This is a genomic window from Bdellovibrio sp. GT3 (assembly GCF_037996765.1).
Classification (GTDB): Bacteria; Bdellovibrionota; Bdellovibrionia; order Bdellovibrionales; family Bdellovibrionaceae; genus Bdellovibrio.
Genome location: NZ_JBBNAD010000004.1, coordinates 987,703 through 1,008,666, shown reverse-complemented (window position 1 = coordinate 1,008,666; position 20,964 = coordinate 987,703). Strand labels below are relative to the sequence as shown.

At 45.3% G+C, this 20,964-nt stretch carries 24 protein-coding genes; 14 read left to right on the top strand and 10 right to left on the bottom strand.

What is annotated here, in order from left to right:
- Window position 1: 1 nt before the first annotated feature.
- On the bottom strand, window positions 2-1,279 hold the full coding sequence (locus AAAA73_RS06485) for a segregation and condensation protein A (protein ID WP_340597379.1): 1,278 nt from the start codon (window positions 1,277-1,279) through the stop codon (window positions 2-4).
- Between the two features lie 48 nt (window positions 1,280-1,327).
- On the bottom strand, window positions 1,328-1,993 hold the full coding sequence (locus tag AAAA73_RS06480) for a site-2 protease family protein (protein ID WP_340597378.1): 666 nt from the start codon (window positions 1,991-1,993) through the stop codon (window positions 1,328-1,330).
- 191 nt (window positions 1,994-2,184) lie between these two features.
- Between AAAA73_RS06480 and AAAA73_RS06475 the strand changes: the two genes are divergently transcribed.
- The 10 genes from AAAA73_RS06475 to AAAA73_RS06430 all read left to right on the top strand — a co-directional run bounded on the left by AAAA73_RS06475 (window position 2,185) and on the right by AAAA73_RS06430 (window position 11,943).
- Window positions 2,185-3,351 (top strand): acyl-CoA dehydrogenase, encoded by a 1,167-nt coding sequence (locus tag AAAA73_RS06475; RefSeq protein WP_340597377.1) that lies wholly within the window; start codon window positions 2,185-2,187, stop codon window positions 3,349-3,351.
- A gap of 24 nt (window positions 3,352-3,375) precedes the next feature.
- The gene (locus AAAA73_RS06470; protein WP_340597376.1) at window positions 3,376-4,854 is read left to right on the top strand and encodes a peptide ABC transporter substrate-binding protein; all 1,479 of its coding nucleotides are present in this window, start codon (window positions 3,376-3,378) and stop codon (window positions 4,852-4,854) included.
- A gap of 11 nt (window positions 4,855-4,865) precedes the next feature.
- Window positions 4,866-6,071 (top strand): EAL domain-containing protein, encoded by a 1,206-nt coding sequence (locus tag AAAA73_RS06465; protein ID WP_340597375.1) that lies wholly within the window; start codon window positions 4,866-4,868, stop codon window positions 6,069-6,071.
- A gap of 162 nt (window positions 6,072-6,233) precedes the next feature.
- Window positions 6,234-6,452 (top strand): hypothetical protein, encoded by a 219-nt coding sequence (locus AAAA73_RS06460; RefSeq protein ID WP_340597374.1) that lies wholly within the window; start codon window positions 6,234-6,236, stop codon window positions 6,450-6,452.
- A 136-nt stretch (window positions 6,453-6,588) separates the two neighbouring features.
- Window positions 6,589-7,785, top strand: coding sequence for a C1 family peptidase (locus AAAA73_RS06455; protein ID WP_340597373.1), 1,197 nt, complete (start codon window positions 6,589-6,591; stop codon window positions 7,783-7,785).
- 122 nt (window positions 7,786-7,907) lie between these two features.
- Entirely contained in the window at window positions 7,908-8,654 is a 747-nt protein-coding gene (locus AAAA73_RS06450; RefSeq protein WP_340597372.1) for an SDR family NAD(P)-dependent oxidoreductase, read from the top strand.
- Entirely contained in the window at window positions 8,651-9,040 is a 390-nt protein-coding gene (locus AAAA73_RS06445) for a 6-carboxytetrahydropterin synthase (RefSeq protein ID WP_340597371.1), read from the top strand. The genes AAAA73_RS06450 and AAAA73_RS06445 overlap by 4 nt, the downstream gene beginning before the upstream one ends.
- Window positions 9,037-9,777 (top strand): pseudouridine synthase, encoded by a 741-nt coding sequence (locus tag AAAA73_RS06440; RefSeq protein ID WP_340597370.1) that lies wholly within the window; start codon window positions 9,037-9,039, stop codon window positions 9,775-9,777. The genes AAAA73_RS06445 and AAAA73_RS06440 overlap by 4 nt, the downstream gene beginning before the upstream one ends.
- 142 nt (window positions 9,778-9,919) lie before the next feature.
- A complete protein-coding gene (locus AAAA73_RS06435) occupies window positions 9,920-10,204 on the top strand; it encodes a hypothetical protein (RefSeq protein ID WP_340597369.1) in 285 nt (94 codons plus the stop codon).
- A 5-nt stretch (window positions 10,205-10,209) separates the two neighbouring features.
- Window positions 10,210-11,943 (top strand): hypothetical protein, encoded by a 1,734-nt coding sequence (locus AAAA73_RS06430; protein ID WP_340597368.1) that lies wholly within the window; start codon window positions 10,210-10,212, stop codon window positions 11,941-11,943.
- On the opposite strand, the gene AAAA73_RS06425 is transcribed toward AAAA73_RS06430, so the two are convergent.
- The 3 genes from AAAA73_RS06425 to AAAA73_RS06415 all read right to left on the bottom strand — a co-directional run bounded on the left by AAAA73_RS06425 (window position 11,937) and on the right by AAAA73_RS06415 (window position 14,563).
- Window positions 11,937-12,755 (bottom strand): substrate-binding periplasmic protein, encoded by an 819-nt coding sequence (locus AAAA73_RS06425; RefSeq protein WP_340597367.1) that lies wholly within the window; start codon window positions 12,753-12,755, stop codon window positions 11,937-11,939. The two genes, AAAA73_RS06430 and AAAA73_RS06425, sit on opposite strands and share 7 nt — an antisense overlap.
- Window positions 12,756-12,808: 53 nt before the next feature.
- On the bottom strand, window positions 12,809-13,621 hold the full coding sequence (locus AAAA73_RS06420; protein WP_340597365.1) for a transporter substrate-binding domain-containing protein: 813 nt from the start codon (window positions 13,619-13,621) through the stop codon (window positions 12,809-12,811).
- Between the two features lie 78 nt (window positions 13,622-13,699).
- The gene (locus AAAA73_RS06415) at window positions 13,700-14,563 is read right to left on the bottom strand and encodes a DUF455 family protein (protein WP_340597364.1); all 864 of its coding nucleotides are present in this window, start codon (window positions 14,561-14,563) and stop codon (window positions 13,700-13,702) included.
- On the opposite strand from AAAA73_RS06415, the gene AAAA73_RS06410 reads away from it, so the two are divergent.
- Together AAAA73_RS06410 and AAAA73_RS06405 are read left to right on the top strand one after the other, a co-directional pair.
- Complete coding sequence (locus AAAA73_RS06410; protein WP_340597363.1) at window positions 14,562-15,266, top strand: YebC/PmpR family DNA-binding transcriptional regulator; 705 nt, start codon at window positions 14,562-14,564, stop codon at window positions 15,264-15,266. The two genes, AAAA73_RS06415 and AAAA73_RS06410, sit on opposite strands and share 2 nt — an antisense overlap.
- An 83-nt stretch (window positions 15,267-15,349) precedes the next feature.
- Window positions 15,350-15,619 carry a hypothetical protein gene (locus tag AAAA73_RS06405; protein WP_340597362.1) on the top strand — a complete coding sequence of 90 codons (270 nt, stop codon included), beginning with the start codon at window positions 15,350-15,352 and terminating at the stop codon, window positions 15,617-15,619.
- A gap of 110 nt (window positions 15,620-15,729) precedes the next feature.
- On the opposite strand, the gene AAAA73_RS06400 is transcribed toward AAAA73_RS06405, so the two are convergent.
- The 5 genes from AAAA73_RS06400 to AAAA73_RS06380 form a co-directional block, all read right to left on the bottom strand.
- Entirely contained in the window at window positions 15,730-17,031 is a 1,302-nt protein-coding gene (locus AAAA73_RS06400; protein WP_340597361.1) for a hypothetical protein, read from the bottom strand.
- 20 nt (window positions 17,032-17,051) lie between these two features.
- On the bottom strand, window positions 17,052-17,897 hold the full coding sequence (locus AAAA73_RS06395; RefSeq protein ID WP_340597360.1) for an ABC transporter ATP-binding protein: 846 nt from the start codon (window positions 17,895-17,897) through the stop codon (window positions 17,052-17,054).
- A 235-nt stretch (window positions 17,898-18,132) separates the two neighbouring features.
- A complete protein-coding gene (locus AAAA73_RS06390; RefSeq protein ID WP_340597359.1) occupies window positions 18,133-18,570 on the bottom strand; it encodes a SufE family protein in 438 nt (145 codons plus the stop codon).
- A 1-nt stretch (window position 18,571) separates the two neighbouring features.
- The gene (locus tag AAAA73_RS06385; protein WP_340597358.1) at window positions 18,572-19,279 is read right to left on the bottom strand and encodes a hypothetical protein; all 708 of its coding nucleotides are present in this window, start codon (window positions 19,277-19,279) and stop codon (window positions 18,572-18,574) included.
- Window positions 19,280-19,383: 104 nt separating this feature from the next.
- Window positions 19,384-20,187, bottom strand: a complete 804-nt coding sequence (locus AAAA73_RS06380) for a phosphatase domain-containing protein (protein ID WP_340597357.1) — start codon at window positions 20,185-20,187, stop codon at window positions 19,384-19,386.
- Window positions 20,188-20,407: 220 nt separating this feature from the next.
- On the opposite strand from AAAA73_RS06380, the gene AAAA73_RS06375 reads away from it, so the two are divergent.
- Both AAAA73_RS06375 and AAAA73_RS06370 read left to right on the top strand, forming a co-directional pair.
- Window positions 20,408-20,671, top strand: coding sequence for a hypothetical protein (locus AAAA73_RS06375; RefSeq protein WP_340597356.1), 264 nt, complete (start codon window positions 20,408-20,410; stop codon window positions 20,669-20,671).
- An 89-nt stretch (window positions 20,672-20,760) separates the two neighbouring features.
- Window positions 20,761-20,955, top strand: coding sequence for a hypothetical protein (locus tag AAAA73_RS06370; protein ID WP_340597355.1), 195 nt, complete (start codon window positions 20,761-20,763; stop codon window positions 20,953-20,955).
- Window positions 20,956-20,964 lie beyond the last annotated feature (9 nt).

Sequence of the window (20,964 nt, the reverse complement as noted above, 5' to 3'; positions counted from 1 at the left end):
TCTACGCCTCAGCTTCAGTCTTAGGATCAGTATCAATAAATTCTTCAAAAACTAATTCAGATTCAGCAACAACATCATCAGTCGTCGCAACCATTTCAGCAGCCACTACAGCCACTTCTTCTGACGGTTCAAAAGTAACAACTTCCAGCTGCTCTTCAAGCTCTGCTACAGCTTCTTCGGCCAAATCAACAATCACTTCAGATTCAGCGACCATTTCCTCAGCAGTCGTATCAGCGAACAACTCCCCTTCAGCTGCCAGGATTTCTTCATCAGAGGCAAGCTCTACCGCTTCTGAAGTTTCACCCTCAGCGGCCTCCAAGAAATCCAACTCCGCATCCATACCAGCAATTTCTGCTGTCAGGTCAGACATGCCCGTAGTGAAATCAACTGGTGTCTCACCGAAACTCATTTGCGCTGATTGCTCAACTTGAGCTTCATCAAGGCTGTCATCCAAAAGATCTTCTGTTGGATCTGCTTTTTTAGCATCTGCCATCATTTGCTCAGCAATTCTGTCTGAACCCATAGAGTCGTATTCCTCTACGCGGGACAAAACGTCTGTTTCGATTGGTTTTTTAGTATCGACCCAAATGTCAGAGTAAACTTCAGTCTGATAAAGACCGACGAAACCCATTTTACCCAGCTCAAGCAATGACAGGAATGTGATCAACGCCTGACGAGCACGGTCTTCAGTGGCATTCACCAATTCCATCATGGTCACTCTTTGACCCACAAAAAGACGGTCTTTCAACTCCAACACACGGCTGGAAATGGATTGCGCTTTCGCTGCAACCTGATGGACTTTCTTTTTCACAGAACGCAAAACTTTGCGATACGAGGAAATCAACGAGAACAAGGCATTGTCCTCAAGAATGATTTCGTCTTCTTTTTCGTCGAGTCTTTCGCGGGAACCACGCAACCAAACATCACGCCCCACCAAAGGACGGTCATAAAGCAATTTCGCCGCTTCCTGATACTTTTGATATTCAAGAAGTTTTTGAACCAACTCTTTGCGTGGATCTTCCTGTTCGATCACTTCGCCATTTTCATCGTATTGTGGCAAAAGCATGCGAGATTTGATTTGAATCAATGTGGAAGCCATGGCGATAAACTCACCGGCAACTTCCAAATCCAGTTCCTTCATCAAACGGATATAATCAAGGTACTGCTTTGTGATCTCATGGATTTTGATATCCATAATATCCATCTCTTCCTTGCGGATGAGATAAAGCAACAAGCCCAGAGGTCCCTCAAACTTGGGCAATTGAACTGTAATACTCATGAAGATGGTCCCCTCTACCAAAACGTGCTGAATGTACGAAAATCCTTATTAGGAAATTCCGAAACCACCCAACGCCAACGTAAGTAAACTTTGTGCACTCCAAAAAACCGGAACTGCCAGAATGCGCAAAGCACCCGTCAATACCAATCCCATCAATACCATGCTGGTGATGTGTTCGTTCTGTTCTAATTTATAATTAATCTGTGCCGGCAAAAATCTTGCGAGCACTTTACCGCCATCCAATGGATGAAGCGGGATCATATTGAAGAACGCCAAAAACAAATTTGTCAGCAAAAATGCTTTTAGGATCTCAATCATTCCTTTGGCATAAACCACGCCACCAAAATACTTGGCGACCACACCGATCAACACTGCGCCCACAATCGCAAGCAGAATGTTGGAAAGCGGCCCCGCCAATGCAATCCAAAACATATCCACACGGGGATTTTTCAAATTACGCGTATTAACAGGAACAGGCTTGGCCCACCCAAAGAAAATCGGTGTTGCCAATACTATAGATACCAATGGCAGAATAAGCGTGCCGACCATATCCATATGAACCAACGGGTTCATGGAAAGGCGACCCATTTGCTCCGCCGTGTTGTCACCACGAAGGCGTGCGACCCATCCATGCGCATACTCGTGAAAGCACAATGCAAAGAGGAACGGGATAAAATAAATGCCAATCTTGGCGCCAATTTCTGCAATATCCATATATTTACCTTCAAAGATTAGACGGCAAACCTAGACCCTTGTCTAGTGTGAGACGTCAAATGCACATAATAAGTGCAATCATCATAACACAGCTCGTTAAGAGAAATGCTCTTGTCCGACCCAGTCCTTGAATAAAAATCGTGAAATCAGTATGGTCTTCGGACTTGTTAATTAACGAACCAGGAGAAAACATGTCTGACGTAACAAACGCACGTCCAGCTTTGACAGTACTATCTGAAGACGAAACGGCTTTCCGCGATGCGGTTCGCTCTTTCGCTGAATCTGAAATCAAACCCCATGTGACACACATGGACGAAAAAGCAGAGATGAATAAAGACATCCTGAAAAAGCTTTTTGAAATGGGCTTGATGGGGATCGAAACTCCTGAAAAATACGGCGGCGCAGGCTCCACTTTCACAATGGCTTGCTTGGCTGTTGAGGAAATCGGTCGCGTAGACGGTTCAGTCTCTGTACTTGTTGACGTACAAAACACTCTAACTACAAACGCATTCCTTAAATGGGGCACAGAAGCGCAAAAAGAAAAATACTTGGGCGCAATGGCTTCCAAATGGGTTGGTGCTTACGCGTTGTCTGAATCTTCATCTGGTTCTGATGCATTCGCATTGAAACTTAAAGCAGAAGATAAAGGTGATAAATGGGTTTTGAACGGCTCAAAACTTTGGATCACAAACGGTAACGAAGCAGACGTATTCATCTGTTTCGCAAACATCGACATGGCTAAAGGCTACAAAGGCATCACAGCGTTCATCGTTGAGAAATCTTTCAAAGGCTTCAAAGTCGGCAAAAAAGAAGACAAATTGGGTATCCGTGCTTCTTCCACTTGTGAATTGTTGTTTGAAAACTGCGAAGTACCAAAAGAAAACGTACTTGGCGAAGTTGGCAAAGGCTACAAAATCGCTATCGAAACATTGAATGAAGGTCGTATCGGTATCGGCGCTCAAATGATCGGTATCGCTCAAGGTGCTTACGAGGCAGCTTTGAACTATGTTAAAGGTCGCGAGCAATTCGGCAAACCTATCGCTCACTTCCAAGGCGTTCAATTCCAATTGGCAGAAATGCGTACTGAATTGGAAGCAGCTCGTTTGATGGTTTACAATGCCGCTCGTTTGAAAGACGCGGGTCTTGATTTCATCGAATCAGCAGCGATGGCAAAACTTTACTCTTCACGTGCAGCTGAAAAGATCACTTCGAAAGCGATCGATTTGTTCGGCGGTAACGGATTCACAAAAGAATACCCAGTTGAAAAGTTCTGGAGAGATGCAAAAATTGGTCAAATCTACGAAGGTACGACTAATATGCAACTTCAAACGATCGCTAAAATGGAATTGGACAAATAGTCAGTTCAATCGCAAAATATCCGGATGAAACTCTTTCTTTCGGCATTTTTACTTTTAGTTTCTCTACAAACCCAGGGTGCTGATTCAAAGTCAGCGCCCTTTGTTTTTCGCCTGCATCTATCTGGCGAGCCGACCCAGACGGACCCCAACCGTCAGAAAACTTCAGCATCGTCTTACTTGCTTTCAAATCTGTTTCGCAACATCTACACCTATGACAACCAAAAAGGACTGGTTCCGGATCTGGGCAAATGCTCCCGGGAAAAATCCAGAGCCCTGGTCTGCAAGCTGAACAAAAATCTTCAATGGAGCGATGGAAGCCCGCTGACTTCCGCAGACTTTCTGAGAGCATACAAAAAAATGCTCAACCCAAAAGTTGCCGCACCTCGTGCGGACCTTTTGTTTAAAATCAAAAATGCCGAAGACATTTACAAAGACCTGAAAGAGCCCGACACGCTCGGAGTCAGCACTCCTGACCCACTTACTATTCGCTTTGAGTTCCAGGGCCAAGCCCCTGATTTTGAATATAATTTGGCAAGTTTTCTCCTGGCTCCAACCAAAGAGGATTTGAAAGTCTACTCGGGCCCCTACAAAATCAAAGAGTGGCTGCAAGGACAGAAAATCGTTCTTGAACCAAACTTCAAATATAGCGGCGGTCATCCACAACGTCCCCTGGTCGAGTTTTTATTCATTGAAGAAGACACCGTCGCCCTGCAATTATACGAAAAAAATCAACTCCACCTGCTGCGCCGACTTCCGACACTTTTCATTCCAAAATCCAAAACACGTTCTGACTTTCATTGGATCCCGGTGATTCGTTTTGATTATCTTGGTTTCGGGCCGGAGCTGCGCCAAAACGAGGACCTCCGCAAAGCTTTGACTTATTCCCTTAACTATCCGGAACTGCAAAAACTTTTCTCCGCCAAGGGCCGCCCCGGATGCGCAGGCCTGCCCGACTCCTGGTTCCCGGAAAAAGCTCCTTGCTTTGATTTTGATTTAAAGAAAGTTCCAAAAGTTAAAACTAGTAAAACCTACACTTTGTTATTTTCCTCCCTGGGAGGCGAGGACCACAAGCGCGCCACCGAATGGATGCAGGCGCAGTGGCTGAAAAACGCGGGAATCAGCCTGCACCTTGAAAGCAAAGAAAATAAAGTCTTCATCAATCAACTGCATTCAGCCCCCCCAGCGGTGTTTCGCAAAGGTGTCTCCCTGGATCGCCCCACTTGTCTAGCCGCATTGGAGACTTTCGGCACCCAGAGTTCTGAAAATTACATTCAGCTGAAGGATCCAAAATACGATCAAATACTCACGCAACTGGGAAATACAGAGAAAATCCCCGAACAGAAAAAATTATGTCTCACAGGGGTGAAATATTTGATGGATCAGCATCTGATTATCCCCATGGGAGCCTTTGATTTCGCAATGTTGATCAAACCGGATTTCATCGGGTGGAAATTGAACCAAATGAATCAGCTGGACTTGTCGCAACTACATCCACGACCTTAAACTAAGTCCATATGACAATGTTACCTCAATCCGTGGATATCCTAAAAGAGCAGATCGTTTTTACTGAAGGTGATGCTGGCGATTGCGCCTATATTATCGAAAAAGGCCGAGTGCTTATTTTCATCACCAAAGATCAGGAAGAAATTCCAATTTCCATTTTGGGCGAAGGTGAAATCTTTGGCGAAATGTCCTTGATCGACTCCCAGGACCGCTCGGCCTCGGTACGGGCCCTTGAAGACGTGCGCCTTTCCATCGTCACTAAACAGCAGCTTTTAGAGCGCATCTCAATGGCGGATACGGTTGTTCAATTATTAATGCGTGTTTTACTTAAAAGGCTTCGTCGCAGCACCAACACCAATATGGGCAATGGCCTTAAGGTCGCCGACTTGCAAATCGAAAGCATGGTGGCTGGAGATGATGGCGCCGCCGAGGCGTTACAAAAAATTAAACTGGAAAATGATATTTTCCAAGCATTTCAAAACAAAGAATTTGAACTGTTTTTTCAACCGATCGTGGCTTTAAAAAGCCGTAAAATTATCGGTTGCGAAGCTTTGCTGCGCTGGAAAAGCCCAACACGTGGTTTGATCTCGCCAAATGTATTCATCGATGTCATTGAAAACTCCTCCATGGTAATTCCGATCGGTCATTGGATCATCAGCGCCGCTTTGAAAGAGCTAAAAATTATTCAGGAACATTTACTACAAAAAGGCAAAAAGAAGGAAGCCGACGAGTTCATGATGAGTATCAACATCTCGGGCCGGCAATTTACGCATTCTGACTTCTTGGAGAATCTGGAAGATCTTCGTGAAAAGCAGGGTTTGGATGCCAAGAATATCAAACTGGAAGTCACCGAGCGCGTGATGATGGATGGTGTTCTGGCCCTGGAGACTTTGCATAAATGTCGCCAACATGGCTATGCAATTTCCATCGATGATTTCGGTACAGGCTTTTCAAGCTTGCAGTACCTGACTCAAATGCCGATCACTTACCTGAAAATTGATCGCTCGTTTGTGATGAAGGTTTTAAGTGATCCTAAATCCAAAGCCGTGGTCAGTGGCATTATCTACCTGGCTCGCGAAATGGATTTTGAAATCATCGCCGAAGGGATCGAACATCAGGACGAAGCCCTGGTGCTGGAAACTTTGGGTGCACAGTATGGACAGGGATATTTGTTTTCCAAACCCGTCGATCACTTTGCGTTCATGCAACTTATCTAGTCGTAAAATCGCCATTAGCGTATCAACCTGAGACCATGTAATACCATGGTCCAGTTATTCGAATCTTTCTCCAGACAGACTCAAGTCGGTTAGACCAACGCCGATAAGATCTATGTCTTAAGACATTTAACCAGCTTAAGATTTACAACTGGAGGTCACAAGATGGCTGACAAAAAATTCGAAAAGCAAATTCCAAATAACGTTATTTCCCTTGAATCATCAAAATGCTGTGGCGAAGGCTGCAAAAAGAAAGCTGAAAAAGCCAGCTTCTGCGCAGAACACTTCACGTGGTTCAAAGAGGGTTTGCTGACGAAAGAAGGCGCTAGAGCGGCAGACTTCGATAAGAAGTTCTATCACTTCACGGCGCGCAAAGCCGGTTAATTCACCGTTCGCATTTCAAAATCCAATCCGTTAAAAGCCAGGACTCCCATCCTGGCTTTTTTTATTTCTGCCACGCACACGGGCCGTCTCACTTTGATACAGCCTCATGGCCCCCGCCTTGCTCCTTTAAAAAAGCATGAAATGGAAATTCGGCGTAAGTCATTTTATGAAGGTCTTTGGATTATTCCTATGTTTAACATATGGACAACTCTCTGCCGTAAATGCGCAACCCCCGGTTTGCGCTCATATCTTTTCCGGGATTCCCTGGGGAAATATGCGCCCCGACTTCAAACATAATACTCAATACACTAAAGAGATTTCGCAAGAAGTGGACATCAAAAACCAATGCAACCTCGGCACTTGCCATCTGCATTCTTGGCTGGCTTCCCTTGAAAAGAACTACACCCGCCGCACTGGCGATGTATTACCCCTTTCCAATCACTACCTGGGGGCGAAGCAGCTCTTGAGCCGCTCGCTGATGCAAATGCGCGTTCAAGACAATAAAGCAGGAATTGAACTGGGTGCCGGCTCCCTTAACTCAAAAGACAGCATTCTGGAATTCGGGCTGATCCCTGAAGGGGTTTGGACACCAAAAACTGAATACTATAAAAATCCCACTGCTCAAAAAATGAAAGAGTATCTGGAAAACATTATTGCGCGCACCAAAGCTGCGACGGCCAAAGCGGAAACACCAGAACAGAAAAGCAAAATCCTGGCGCATGGCGAAGCCCAGCTAAAATCATTGTTTAATGACTTCGTCGGAGAACTGCCAACTGAATTTTCATTCCAAGGAACACTGTGGACCCCCCACTCCTTTGCCAAAGAATACTTCGCTTTCCTGAAGGCACCACAAACACAAATGGTGATTATGGCAAATCGAAAAGGCATGACCTATGCGGAGCAAGTAAAAGGCGACACAAAGATCAATACAGATTTGGCGTCAGTGGAGTCGGCAGCGACCCAACTGATTGATCGCGGTCAAATGGTCTATCTGGCTTACGAACACCATGCAGAGTACGTCGACAAGTCCACAGGCATTATGTCGATACGCGCTTTTTATACGCCCACCTATGCAAAGCCTTTAACTCGCGAATTGCGTGAACAATTCAATAAAAATGATGGCGGCCATGCCGTGCAAATAATCGGATATGAGCGCGACCCACGAACGGGTAAAATTTTAAAATGGAAAATCAAAAACAGCTGGGGCACGTCCTCGGGCGACGATGGCTATTATCACATGTATGATGATTATTTCCGCACGTTTGCAAAAGGAATCACCTATTCGGAAGCAGATCCAGGGGTGATGCTAAAAATGCCCGTAAAAGGCCACTAGGATAGCAGTCCCAAAAATGAAGTATTTTAATCCAATAGAAGCGGCTTCGCGCAATGACATGACTTCCTATCGGCGAAGTCTTTTGCTAGCATAAGTCTTACTTTGAGACAGGGGTGGAAAACATGAAAAAAGCAGTCGTTATCACCGGGGCTTCCAGCGGAATCGGAGCAGCCACCGCCATTCACTTTGGCAAGAACGGCTACTTCGTTTACCTCATGGGTCGCAACAAGGACCGCCTGGCTGAAGTCGCTGTGCAATGTCGCTCAGGGGCCTCTTTAATGAGTTGTGACCTGACAGATGTCCCTGCCCTTAATAAACGCATTGGCGAAATCCTTTCCACCAATATTCACCGCGTGGAAGTTTTAGTAAACAACGCCGGCATCTTTGATGTGCACTCGACAGAGCAAGGCACCGATGAATTGTGGCAAAAAGAGTTCGATGTGAATCTGATGAGTGCTGTGCGTTTAACCAGAGCCTTCTTCCCCTACTTCAAACAGCACGGTGGTGGCTCCATCGTCAACGTCTCCTCTTCTTTGGGCTTAAAACCCACAGCAGCCACATCAGCTTACTCTGCCATGAAGGCTGCCATGATCAATTACACTCAAAGCAACGCACTTGAAGGTGGACCGTTTAATATTCGTGTTAATGCCGTCGCACCGGGAATCGTGGACACACCAATACATCCATTCAACGCCCTGGGTGAGTCTGAAAAAAAAGAGGCCGTCTCCAAAATGAACCCGATGCAGCCACTGGGTCGCATCGGCACTGTGGAAGAAATCGCCAAAGCCATTTACTTCCTGGGAAGCCAGGAATCCAGCTGGACCACGGGTGCAACCCTGACAATTGATGGCGGCATCACACTGACATGATTTTAACTTTAAAGAGCGGATTTTCCGCTGCCCATCTTTATCACCAGCCCCTATGGAGTTCTGAGGAAAACCTTAAGAACTTCGGCAGATGTTTTACTGAACACGGGCATGGCCACAACTACACACTTGAAGTGGGTTTCTATCTGACCGATGGCGAGATTCAAGTGAAGCTTGAAGAGTATAAAAGACTCTTAAAAAGCCTGACATCTGTTTTGGATCATGAACACTTGAACTTTGTGATTCCTGAGTTTAAAACCACGATCCCAACAACAGAGAACATTGCCCTGTATTTTCTGGAAAAGCTGAAAGAGCATTTGCCAGTGAGCCTGATCAGCCATATTCGACTCTATGAAACCAGTGACATTTGGACGGAGATCCAGCCATGAGTGAAGAAAAAGAAAAAGTACGCCTTTCGAAACTGATGGCTGAAAGAGGCATCTGCTCCCGTCGCGAAGCGGATGATTATATTTCCCGGGGCCTGGTTATGGTAAATGGCCAAAAGATTGATCAATTGGGCACCAAGGTGGATCCTGATGCGAAAATCACTCTGGAAGCCGAGGCGCTAAAACAACAAAAACGCCTGGCCACGATTCTTTTAAACAAGCCCGTAGGTTACGTTTCCGCTCAGCCTGAACCACAATACATTCCTGCGATCCGCCTGATCACTCAGGAGAACCAATTTGGCGAATCAAAACAACGCCTGAAGCCCGAACACCTTAAAGGGATTGCGGTCGCAGGCCGCCTTGATATCGACTCCCAGGGGCTCTTGCTATTCACGCAGGATGGTCGTATCGCCAAAAAGATCATCAACGAAGAAACGAAGCTTGAAAAAGAGTACATCGTTCGCGTTCAAGGACAATTGCCTGAGGATAGATTAAAACTTCTTCGGCACGGCCTCTCCCTGGATGGCAAAGAGTTAAAACCTGCCATCGTAGAGTGGATCAATGCCGATCAGCTGCGCTTTGTTCTTAAGGAAGGTAAGAAACGCCAGATTCGCCGTATGTGTGAGGCTGTGGGCCTTAAGGTCACGGGGCTAAAACGTGTGCGTATCGGGAATATCCGCCTGGGTAAGCTTCCAGAGGGTAAATGGCGCTTCCTTGAGGAAGACGAGAGTCTGGATTAGGATCCAAAAACAGGGTGCCCTTTCTGGGCATCTTTGACAGTACAAAAGCTATCAAATCAAGCCTATTCCAGCACATTCCAGCACCTTAATTGCAAGTGATAAAGAGCCCCCTTTTTAGACTTAAAATTAAGGAGTTCGTAATATGAAAACAATCGCATTGGCTTTAACCATTTCATTTCTCGCTTCATCAGCTTTCGGCGCAGAGGTGACACTTGAAGGCTACAGCAACAGCAATGCAGCCATATTGACAGAATCCCTTTTAGCATCTTCCCAAGGCAATTCCAGCATCTCAATCGATCAGTCTGATTACCCTGCTATCAAAGTCACATCAGTTGATGCCACAAACTCAACGATTGAATGCAGAAAACTGCAATTTGGCGGCACACCCACTAACTATACGTGCACCATCAAAACCGCTTCCAAATAATCAATATGAAACTCAATTCACTGGTAAAAACGTTGATATTGACTGCTTTACTCGTGAGCTCAACGGCTCATGCTGCGAAAACATTTTGCAGCATGACTCTTAATTCCAACGATGAAATCGCCACCTTTGCAGCAGCTCTAACCAAGCAGGGTTTCAAATTCGTAGAACTTGTACCTGACAACAAAGACCCCCGCTGGTTTCAGCAGGCCTGCAGAAGTGGCATCCAATGCGATGTCCTTTTGATCTCGGGTCATTTTGGTGGATTGTTTTTTGGCGAAGGAACTTCGCAAACCATCGACATAGCACAAATGGAAAAATCCAGTTGCGACAACTCCTGCCCGGGGATCCTGAAAAATCCCAAGGAAGTCTTCCTGATGGGGTGCAACACATTGGCGTCTCAAAAAAGAGATCACCGCACTATTGATCAATACCTGAATGTTCTGTTGAACGACGGCATTCCCTTGGACTTTGCAGAGCAAGTCGTGGCATCGCGCTATGCCCAACAGGGATTCAGTCTTGAAAAGAGATTTGCTTCAATATTCCCTGACACGACAAAACTCTATGGATTCTACAGCACCGGTCCTTTGGGTAAATATGCAGCACCTATTTTGAATCGATATTTAAAAAGCGTTGGCAACTACAACTCTCACCTGGACAACCTCTCGTCTGCTCCAAATGCAAAATTGGCGGCGGCCTTCAAGGGACAGTCTTTCCGTGAGACCACTCCCTGGAAAGCGGTAACTCCCGAAGACCGTGGATTATACTGCGCACTTCGCTCGGACGACAAAGCAACACAAAGCAAAGCCGTCGTTCAAATTGCCCAGGAAAACAAAGTCACCACTTTCTTTGACTCTCTTGCGAGCCAGCTTTCTTACGGTGACACCATTGCCGGGCAAATTGACTCCGTCAGCAAAGACATTATTAAAAAATCCCTGGCAAAAATTAAAGCCAACAACACAGAGCTTGTCACCATCCAGCATGATGTCATGCAAGTCTCTGCAAGCCTGGGCCTTGTAGATCCTTTTTCCCGCGACATGCAAGTTCGTATGCTTTTGGATAAAGCCTATGGTCAAACTATGAACTACGCCAAAGTTCGCCAGATTTGCGGCATCATCCGCGACGAGCCGGGCTTTCAAAACATGTCTTTCCTGCGCCTGCGTGAACTGTCTGCGAGGTCCCCTTATTTCATGCTGACATTGGGTTGTTATTCAGAGCTCAACGAGGACACCAGGACGTTTCTATTTACCAAAATCGCCTCCCCCGACAAGGAGTATGAACGCACGATTGCGTTGCAGGTCATGAAACCTTTCTGGCGCCTTGAGGACATGGACTTTCTGGAAATGGTTTTAAAAACAGCAGATCCGCTTCTGAAGGCACGCGTCTTCATGAGTGCCCGTGAAGTATTAAATCAATACAAATACTCACTGTTAATCACGCCAGGACTGCCTTCTTGCATATTGAAAGCGGAAACCAGCAGCCAATATCAATTGGGTCAGGAGTGGAGCTGCCTCACTCAAAACAAGACGGTCCTGTCTCCGGACATTTGTGACTATTTTGCCGACCGCAATCCCGATCCGGAAAATGCTGACGATATGAGATGGTATTGCTGGAGCGACAACAAACAGCGCCTGCTGAACTCCCGTCCTGAGTGTTTCTTATTGGCTGAAACTTTCAAGATCCGCGGCAACCAGATGAAGAATATCTGGAATTGTTCTAACCGTGATATCTACGGTTACTGAGTCAGCGGCTGATAGTGCTTTAAATCCTCAGAGTTCACATATTTCTTCACGATCTTTGCAAGTGTGCCGTCCTGACGAATATCCGTGATAATTTTACGGATCTCAGCTCTTTCCTTTTCTGACAGTCTTTTCTTCGAAAGATGAAATCCAGAAATAATCGGCTCGCCTTTAACGTCCTCAATGGAGTAAAAGTCCTGCATTCGATTCTCCGTCGTCAGATAATAATAATTAAATGCCGGGGAACTGAACGTTGCCTGAATGCGCCCATCCAAAAGCGCCTTAAACACCAAGCCCGGCCCCGGATACTCCCGCAAACGATGCTTAGCGACCAGGGCTTTCATTTCCAATTCCTTAATAAACAGTCGCCCCTCGAGCACATTTCCAAAGCTAACCTTGGGATTCGCAAGAACACTTTCAATAGTGGCTTCGCCACTTACATATCTCTTATTCACCACCAAATATCTGGGAATTCGGTACATCTCCACAAACTCGGCGGATTTCGCGAATCTATCGTCAGGTGTTCCCAGTGCATAGATATCAATTTTATTTCTGACCATATTTTCGCGAGCGATCAGATAGGAATTTACCTGTTCCGTGGATTTACAACCAAGACGACGAACAATTTCCAACAAAAGTTCGTAAGCAGTTCCGTTCTTCTTATTATTCTTATCAATAAAGAAACCCGGGGCATCATCTTGAAATGAAATAACGTAACGCTTTTCGCAAGTGCTTTTCTGCGGCAGAGAATCCTGCGCCAGCGACACATTCACGGTGAATAGAAGTGAAAACACGTTCATTAAAATACCGGTCATACCTGTATGGTAGATGTATTTTGCTGAATGTCAAACATCCACAGTTATTCCGGCTATTCCCGATCCTGAAATTCAAATTGCTTGTATTTACTTTGAATCCGCTCAGCTGTTCCATCTTCCTTCATTTTCAAGAAAGCATTTCTCAACCGACCCCGCTCGTCGCTATTCAGTCGTGTCGTTGAAAGATGAAATCCCCATTCCAATGGATTTCCGTTCCCTTGGATTTGAACATAATCTTCAGCGAGCTCTTTTTTATCAAAGTAGTGTCCAAGAATGTAAGGACCCGCAATAAGGGCTTGGACTTTTCCCGCCCGCAAAGCTCTAACGATATCTTCTCCACCTGCATAGGGACGTACGCGATTGCTTTTCCTTAGAGTATTGATTTCTTCTTCATGGTAATAAATGTTCCCGCCGATAAGAGTACCAAAGACCAGCTTCGAATCAAAAATATAGGCCTCAAGATTTTTCGCCTTCACATCTATATTTGCTTTTTTTATTACCAATATTCTTGGTGCATTCCAGAGTCCGATGAATTCCGAATTCTTAAATGCAACTTTGTCAGTCAGAGGCCCTAGAAAGTCCAATCTGTTATTGGTAAATGAATTCATCAAAGCCGAAACAACCCCCACTTTTTCCGTGAATCGACATTCCAGCCTGCGCATGGCCTCAATTGAAAACTCATAACCCAGGCCACTTTTCTTTCCGGACTGCACAAAGTAAATTGGTGGAACGGTGATCAAACCAAAAGTATAGTTTCTCTCACAAGCTTGAGACACCTGCGTGGTACGAGCCGGAGCTGCTCGGGTCGGTATTGAGAAAACCGATGTCAGAAGAATGCAGCAAACAAGGATGAACACACTTTTCATTTCTAAAGTGTACCGTCCTCGAAGTGAAAGTCATTGTTTCAATCAACAAAGACCATCGAAATGCATTCTGAATTCATGTTAACGTTGTGTAGATACAGCCAGGGGATTGATAAAATCCAACCGCAGATTTTCGTAATACTGAATTTCTTCATCAGTGAAACCCGCTTTTCCGCGCAGAATGCGGTTGATCGGCTCCACACGCTTAGGCAGACGATGACGAAGATCATCCATACGCTTTGGAAAATCCACAGTTGAGTCGATTTTATTTAGACGGCAAATCTCGCGATACCAACGCGAACCGAAGTCCACGTGACCGATCTCTTCAAAATTGATTTGCTTCACGATTTTTTGAATACTCTCTTTGCCGGAAGTTCCTTCCAGGCGACGAATCAAGGTGTCACCTGCATCCAGACCACTGCCTTCCAGATAACGATGTACGATCAAGATTCGATCCAACAGAGTATCCTCGGGCGCTACGGCATACCAAAGAGCTGCATGCACTGGCCAGTCTCCCCACTTAAACCCCAGGGCTTCGATGCCTTCAAGGCACATGCGCAAATGCTGGGCTTCGGAAACCGTCACCGCAATCAGCTCTTCTTTAAAACCCTCAGGGGCGTCAGGGAATTCGGAAAGTGTGCGCACCCCCAACTCCATGGCTTGAAGCTCGATACTGGCCAGGTCATGAAGCATACGAGCCTGGCCTTCGATGGTCGAAAATCCCTTTTTGGGAGGGTGGTATTTTGGATGCAGCAAGTCAATATCGCGATTTGGATCCCTGGGCGCCAAATAAGGGGTCTTTAGCTTAAAGGCCTCCTCACATGACTGCTCAATCTGATTAATTTTGGTCCAAACATCGGCAATATCAAAGGTCAACATAGGAAGCGTTTTACATGCAGCTCCCTCGCTTGCCAAATACTTCGTGATTTGGTGAAATTCAACCATGGGAAAATCATGGAAAACCGCAGGTAAAGTAGAGAAAGCCCAACAAAAGGGTCAAATATTCACAAAATTGGCGCGTGAGATTCAAGTCGCAGCCAAAGTTGGAGGCCCAGATCCGGCAGCCAACGCTCGTCTTCGTCTGGCAATCGATGCTGCTAAAAAAGTATCCTGCCCGAATGATACAATCGATCGTGCGATCAAAAAAGGCGCAGGCCTTCTTGATGACGGCAAGATCATCGAAGAGTTGATGTACGAAGGCTACGGCCCTCATGGCGTCGGCGTGATCGTAGAATGCCAAACAGACAACAAACACAGAACAGCTCCAGACATGCGCCACGCTTTCAAATCTCATGAAGGCAATATGGGTGAGACTGGTTCCGTTGCTTGGATGTTTGAACACGTGGGTCTTTTGGAAGGCACTAAACCTGGAACATTCGATCCAGATGAAGAAGCTATCGAAGCAGGCGCCAACGAAGTAGGCCCTGGCGAAGACGAAGGCTCTTACGAGTTCTACACGGGCTCTACAGATCTTGATTCTGTTCGTGATGCTTTGATCAAGCGCGGTTGGAAAGTCACTAAATCAGAATTGTCTTACAAAGCTAAAAACATCACGGAACTTAACGACGCCCAAAGAAAAGACGTTGAAGAATTCCTGAACTACCTTGACGACATGGACGACACTCACAGAGTTCACGCTACTGTATAGTGGGGCGAACCTTTGGTTCGACTGTCTAGCAATCAACAAAAAGGCAATCCACTTCGGATTGCCTTTTTAATTTCAGAGGAAATATGAAAACACTACTCATCACTCTTGCATTGTTTGGAACTGTGACTGCGAACGCAAATCCCGGAGGATTTGGTGGCGGCCAAGGACACGGTGGCAAAACCGGACCTTGTCAGAAAGTAAAATCAGCTTGCGAAGCTGCGGGCTTCGTCGGCGGCGATCGTAACGCCAAAAAGAAACTCTGGAAAGACTGTGTGGATCCGTTGATGGCAGGTAAATCAGTCGAGGGAGTTACTGTCAGCGCGAAAGACGTTGAAGACTGTAAAATGAAATAGGGAAGCATTTTCTGAATATTTGCGGTGCACAAACAATGCGCGCTGCCGCACCCGTAGCGGGTGCAGAAATGATGTATCTGCAATGAATTGGGCAGTTTACAAACAAATATCTAGTCGCGATGGTCTTTTGAATCTTTTGTTGATATCCAAAAATCGGCCTTTTCTGCACAAAGGAGATCTGTTTTATCGATTTTGCACTTAGCTTGAAAAATTAACTTCCGTGGTTGATGAAAGGAAATCAGTCTATTTGCTTCAAAAGAGGAAATATCATTATATTTTTCAATGATCGAATCGATCTCTTTCATTTGAATTATGCTGGCACCAATGGACTCCAGACATCGAAGTGCCGCGAACCTTTTATTAACGTTGTCCGATTGCAACCAGGCCTCTATGGCAGATGATTTGGCAAGTACATTAAACAACTCATCAACGTATTTCTCTTCGATTTTAGTATTACAGTAAACATATGTTGATGGGCTTTGTTTAAGTCCACATCGTCCTAGAATAGCCGCAAAAATTTCAAGTCTATCTCCTTCCTTGAAAGAACGCGACATCACTGTAGCTAGAGCAAAACAATCCGCATGGTTACACTTTTCTGCCTTTGCTTTAACATCAACAAGTGTTAGCCCAGATCCGAAACTTTCATTCAGATAAAGTGAATATTTGGATTCACCCACACTCGGGTGTTTAAGTAACTCCAACGCTCTTGGCTCCGAAATTGGAACGCGTAAATCTCCCATCATCCCCAAGACCAATTCACTATATTTATTCACAGGCGAAATGTAAATCATCCAAAGTCCGTAACATCCAATCGCAATCAATAAACTAATAAAAACGCCAGCAGTCCGATTACGAAACCGCTTTAACGAAAATGAAGGAGGAACAAGCCCTTGATAACTTATCAATGGGACAACGATTACAAACAACAAAGACAAGGTGAGCCAGAACAACGGCTGCTTGCCAAAGTAAAAGAGCAACACTCCCCCAATTCCTACAATCGAACTTACCCAAATTAGACGCTTTCTGAGGATATTAGAATAGTTCAATGGACCTTGGTGCTTAATAGGCAAGCTAAATCGCGCCAGTCCGCAAAATAAGAAAACACTTCCCCACGTAAAATACTGAGGCCAGGAGTCATCCCACTCTTTATCAACCGGGAAAAGATTAAATGGAATTGCAATAAGTGCTGAAAAAAGAACCGCTGAAAGCGTCGCAACCAACGAGTCCAGTGCAAACCATCCCATAATCTTTCTACGCGAATACGGCAAGACTAGCAGCCAATTAGTTGGCGAGCTCACTGAAATGCAAATCATCACACCGATGACTCCAAAAACATCAAACGCAGTTGAGATTGAATGCACAGCGTGCGAAAGACCAACTACTATCAACATAGCGAGCCAGACGTTTTTCATTCGTTGAAAAATGAAATAAATCATCTCTTTGCCTTTTCAACAAGGTAGGTGAACATCTCCTCGAGCGTTACTAGAGCAGAATCTCCACCCTCCTTAGATTCGCGCTCCGTTACCGCAAAAATTCCTTCATCATCTCTACTCACTTCGACCCAAAGTGGGTTCATATTATCTACTTTTGAATTTTCAAAATATTTTTTAACGAATTGCTGCCTGATTTGATGATGCTCACCTGTCTTAAATACTATTCCATTGTTTATCAAAACTAATTGTGAGTTTACGTGCTGGGTCTCAGATGCAATATTGGTAGCCATCACAACAGTACCGGAACGTCTTGCGTGTTGATCTAACTCCTCGACTACTTTTCTCCTCACAAAAGGATCCAATGTCGCAGTCACCTCATCCACCAGTATGATCGGAACCTGAGTTCCTAAGGCTAACCCAAACTGTAATAAAACTCTCTGACCCCGTGATAATTCTTTAGGAGTTTTATCTCTCGCAAGATTACTGTATTTCATAATTCTCTCGAAAGTTGATTGATCAAAATCGGTCCAGATTTTTTGATAGGTATGCACCAATCTTGCTATTGTGAAGTCTGGTAGAATGATATCTTCAGATACCAATATCTGTTGTGCATTGAAATTCGTATTGTCGACTGCCCTTGATCGTCCGTCCAAACTCAAAGTTCCTTGGGTCCACCGCTGTGAGCCAGCGAGACACTTAATAAGAGTAGATTTTCCACTTCCATTTGCACCAAGTACAACGGTAAAAGTTCCGGGTGAAATCGTTAGACTCACGTCCTTCAATGCCCAGACCTTTTGAAACGGATATTTTACAGATAAAGACACTAGTTCAAATCCAGTTTTCATCACGAACTTATCGGATAAACATGGTCGCATTTAAATGAATCAATTTGGGCCATTTTCAATAACCAAAAATAGAACATTTGTGCGCATAGAACTCACCGTCGAATTCACCGTGTTCAGAAGAAAGTTTGTCGGATTGAATGGAATAGTGTTCGCCATTCCCACTGCGCTGCCGCATCCGAATCGGATGTGGAAATGAAGAACGCGCAATATTTACGATTAAAAATCAGACTGCAAACTACTTTTTTAATTTCAACATGTAATCAAACGCTGTCGCGTAAAGCTTGATTTGCTTTAACATGGAATGCAGACCATTCGCACGACTTGGAGAAAGATTGCCTTCGAAACCCAAAGCTCGTAAAAACTCCGGAGGTGTCATCAAAACTTCATTAGGCGTTGCGCCCGAGTAGACCTTCAACAACAGCGCCACAAGACCCTTAACGATCAATGCGTCGCTATCACCAACCAGGTTCATCTTGCCGTCTTCAGTCATCGCAGCATGCAGCCACACTTGAGACTGACAGCCCTTTACGATGTTTTGCTCTGTTTTGAATTCTTCAGGCATTGCAGGAAGTGACTTGCCCATTTCGATGATTTTTTTATAGCGGTCTTCCCAATCCGTAAAGGCAGAAAAGTCAGAGATGATTTTTGCTTGGCGTTCCTGGATTGTAGACATCTTAAATCACTTTCAACGTTGGGATGATCTCAAACAAAGTCTCCTCTAAGGATTGACCTTGCTCCCCGATCATTTCGTGGAAGGCTTTTTTATCCAAGTTTGACACGATCTCAAAGCATTTTTTGTAAAAACCTTCCTGATCCTCGTGATAGCCATTCCAAAGCTCTTTGTGCTTCTTTTCGTCCATGCTCCAGGACTTTTTCTCAGCCGCTGTGCCGTCCGTGCGGTTGTGATAATCCAATAACTGCATTGTTTGACGTGGTGAAAAATCAAGCATCACCAGGGCTTCTTCCAAAAGCGCCAGCTCGACATACCAAAGGTAATTATTCAGGTGATCCCAGAATTCAATACCACGATCGCCGTAAGAGCTTTTACAGAAGAACGTCGTGCACACAACGCCGCGGTTTCTCCACACGTTGCAGTTTGATTTTTCTTTGTTGTAGTACGGGCACAGCCAGTCTTCGCGCTGACCAAAATCGCCCTCTTCACGGTTATTGAAGGCGACCTGGAATTTTACGGGTGCTACCATTCCAATTGGCAAAGCGTATTCACGATTGGCCATTTTAGCGCGGAAGATACGATGAGCTTCAGTGGCATTAGGATCGTTGAACAACGCTCCTACCATGAAGTTAGGAATGAACGGATGAAAAGTGCAGCACTTCAAATCCTCGCGATAGTGGATCGTGCCCTTTTCGCGAGGTCGTGACATTGCACAAGTATCGCAAGTCGCCTTCGTTTCCTGGGGTTCGAACTGCAGGATTTCACGAGGCAGAAGGTTTTGGTAAACTTGCGGTAACTGGTACTTTAAAATCATTAATTATTGCAGCGTTTTTCAATCTTCGCTTTAAGATCCAAAAGCGAAGGGTAAACAGAAATTTCCTGATCCCATGACCAGTAAAAATCCCGGCATGTCACAAAGTAGGGAAATGCCATCACGCCTCGCTTGGGTTTCCCCTTTTCTGCCACAATTCGGGGTACCAAGGAATCAACTAAAGACCGGACTGAAGAATTTTTCAAAAAACCCCGTCTTTGCAGATCCAAAGCGACCTCAATGGGAGTCACGAAAAACTGCTGTCCCAGGTAAAGCGAAGTTCCCTCACCACCGTACTTAGGGGTGTTATAGGCGTTGCGGATGTATTGATGAAAGCGGACCCCAGGATACATCATCGACATGGTGTTATAGACGCCAGGATCCGCCTCGCCATTGTCCCCCAGCATGATCACGTCAGCAGGACGGGTCTTGTCGATGATCTCCTCTATGACCTTGTATTTGTGCTTATCCTTGGAATGCACCGTGCGCGGGAAATAAACTCCCCCTGGAAATCGACCTCTGGCCAAAGACTCCCGGTGGGTATTTCCCAACAACCATTCCGGTGCACGGGTCACATAAAATACCCGAGCCTCGGCGTCCTTGGCGACCACATTCAAAAGTTCACTCATTCCCAAAAACAGGCTGTCTTTGTCGAATACGTACTTGGCAGAATCCGAGAGGTCCTGCACGTACTGGGGACGAACCGTATCATCAATGTCAGTAATCACGATAGTTTGGGCCGAGGCCGCTGTACCCGTAAATACCAATACAACAGCTACAAATAACTGCTTCCAAAAGCTTCTCATAAGCCGCGATCTCCCTGTCTAGTCCGTTAACATGGGTTGCACCATTCACGTCACCCGTCTCACTTCTGAACAGGGTCCCGGCATGGTTCAAATTGAGACCAATTAGATCAGGGATTTCAGATACTTACCAAGGTATTTTTAGGCTATATGCGCAATCCTCTGGCACGCCCCGTGCTTTACCTATCAGTAACAAGACAATAACGAATCTCAAGGGGGATTTATGAAAGCACTTTTAACTATCTTCGTACTAGCTTACTCTTGCAGCTCTTTTGCCTGGATCTCTAAAGATGCAGTCCAAAAGGAATATACGTTTAAATACAAGCTTTCTGGACAATCCTTCGAGATCAAAAAACAAGCTCAAAGCTATGAAGACGCCTACCGTGTGGCTGCACAACAATGCTTTAACCACTACAAAGGCGCAGGTAAAGTTTCTGAAGAACGCGGTCTGGATATCATCGACGTTTGTGCAAATCCACGCTCTTAATACAATGCATTAATCAGCAGGATTTCCTATTCCCCCATGGGAGATCCTGTTTTATACTGGCTCCTGTATTATTTTAAGGAGCAGCGCACATGGGTATCATGAAATCCGTACTTGAATTTCTAGTTGGCAAAGATCCAGATATCTTCGACGAAAAAGGAAATGTATCCCACAAGCTCCCTAAAAAGAAATGGGAAGCTTGGCACAACAGAACCAAAACTGACCCAACATACAACTGGCGCAACCACACAGGGATCACTGGCGCCCCTAAGAAAAAATCGAACTAGTCACTTAAA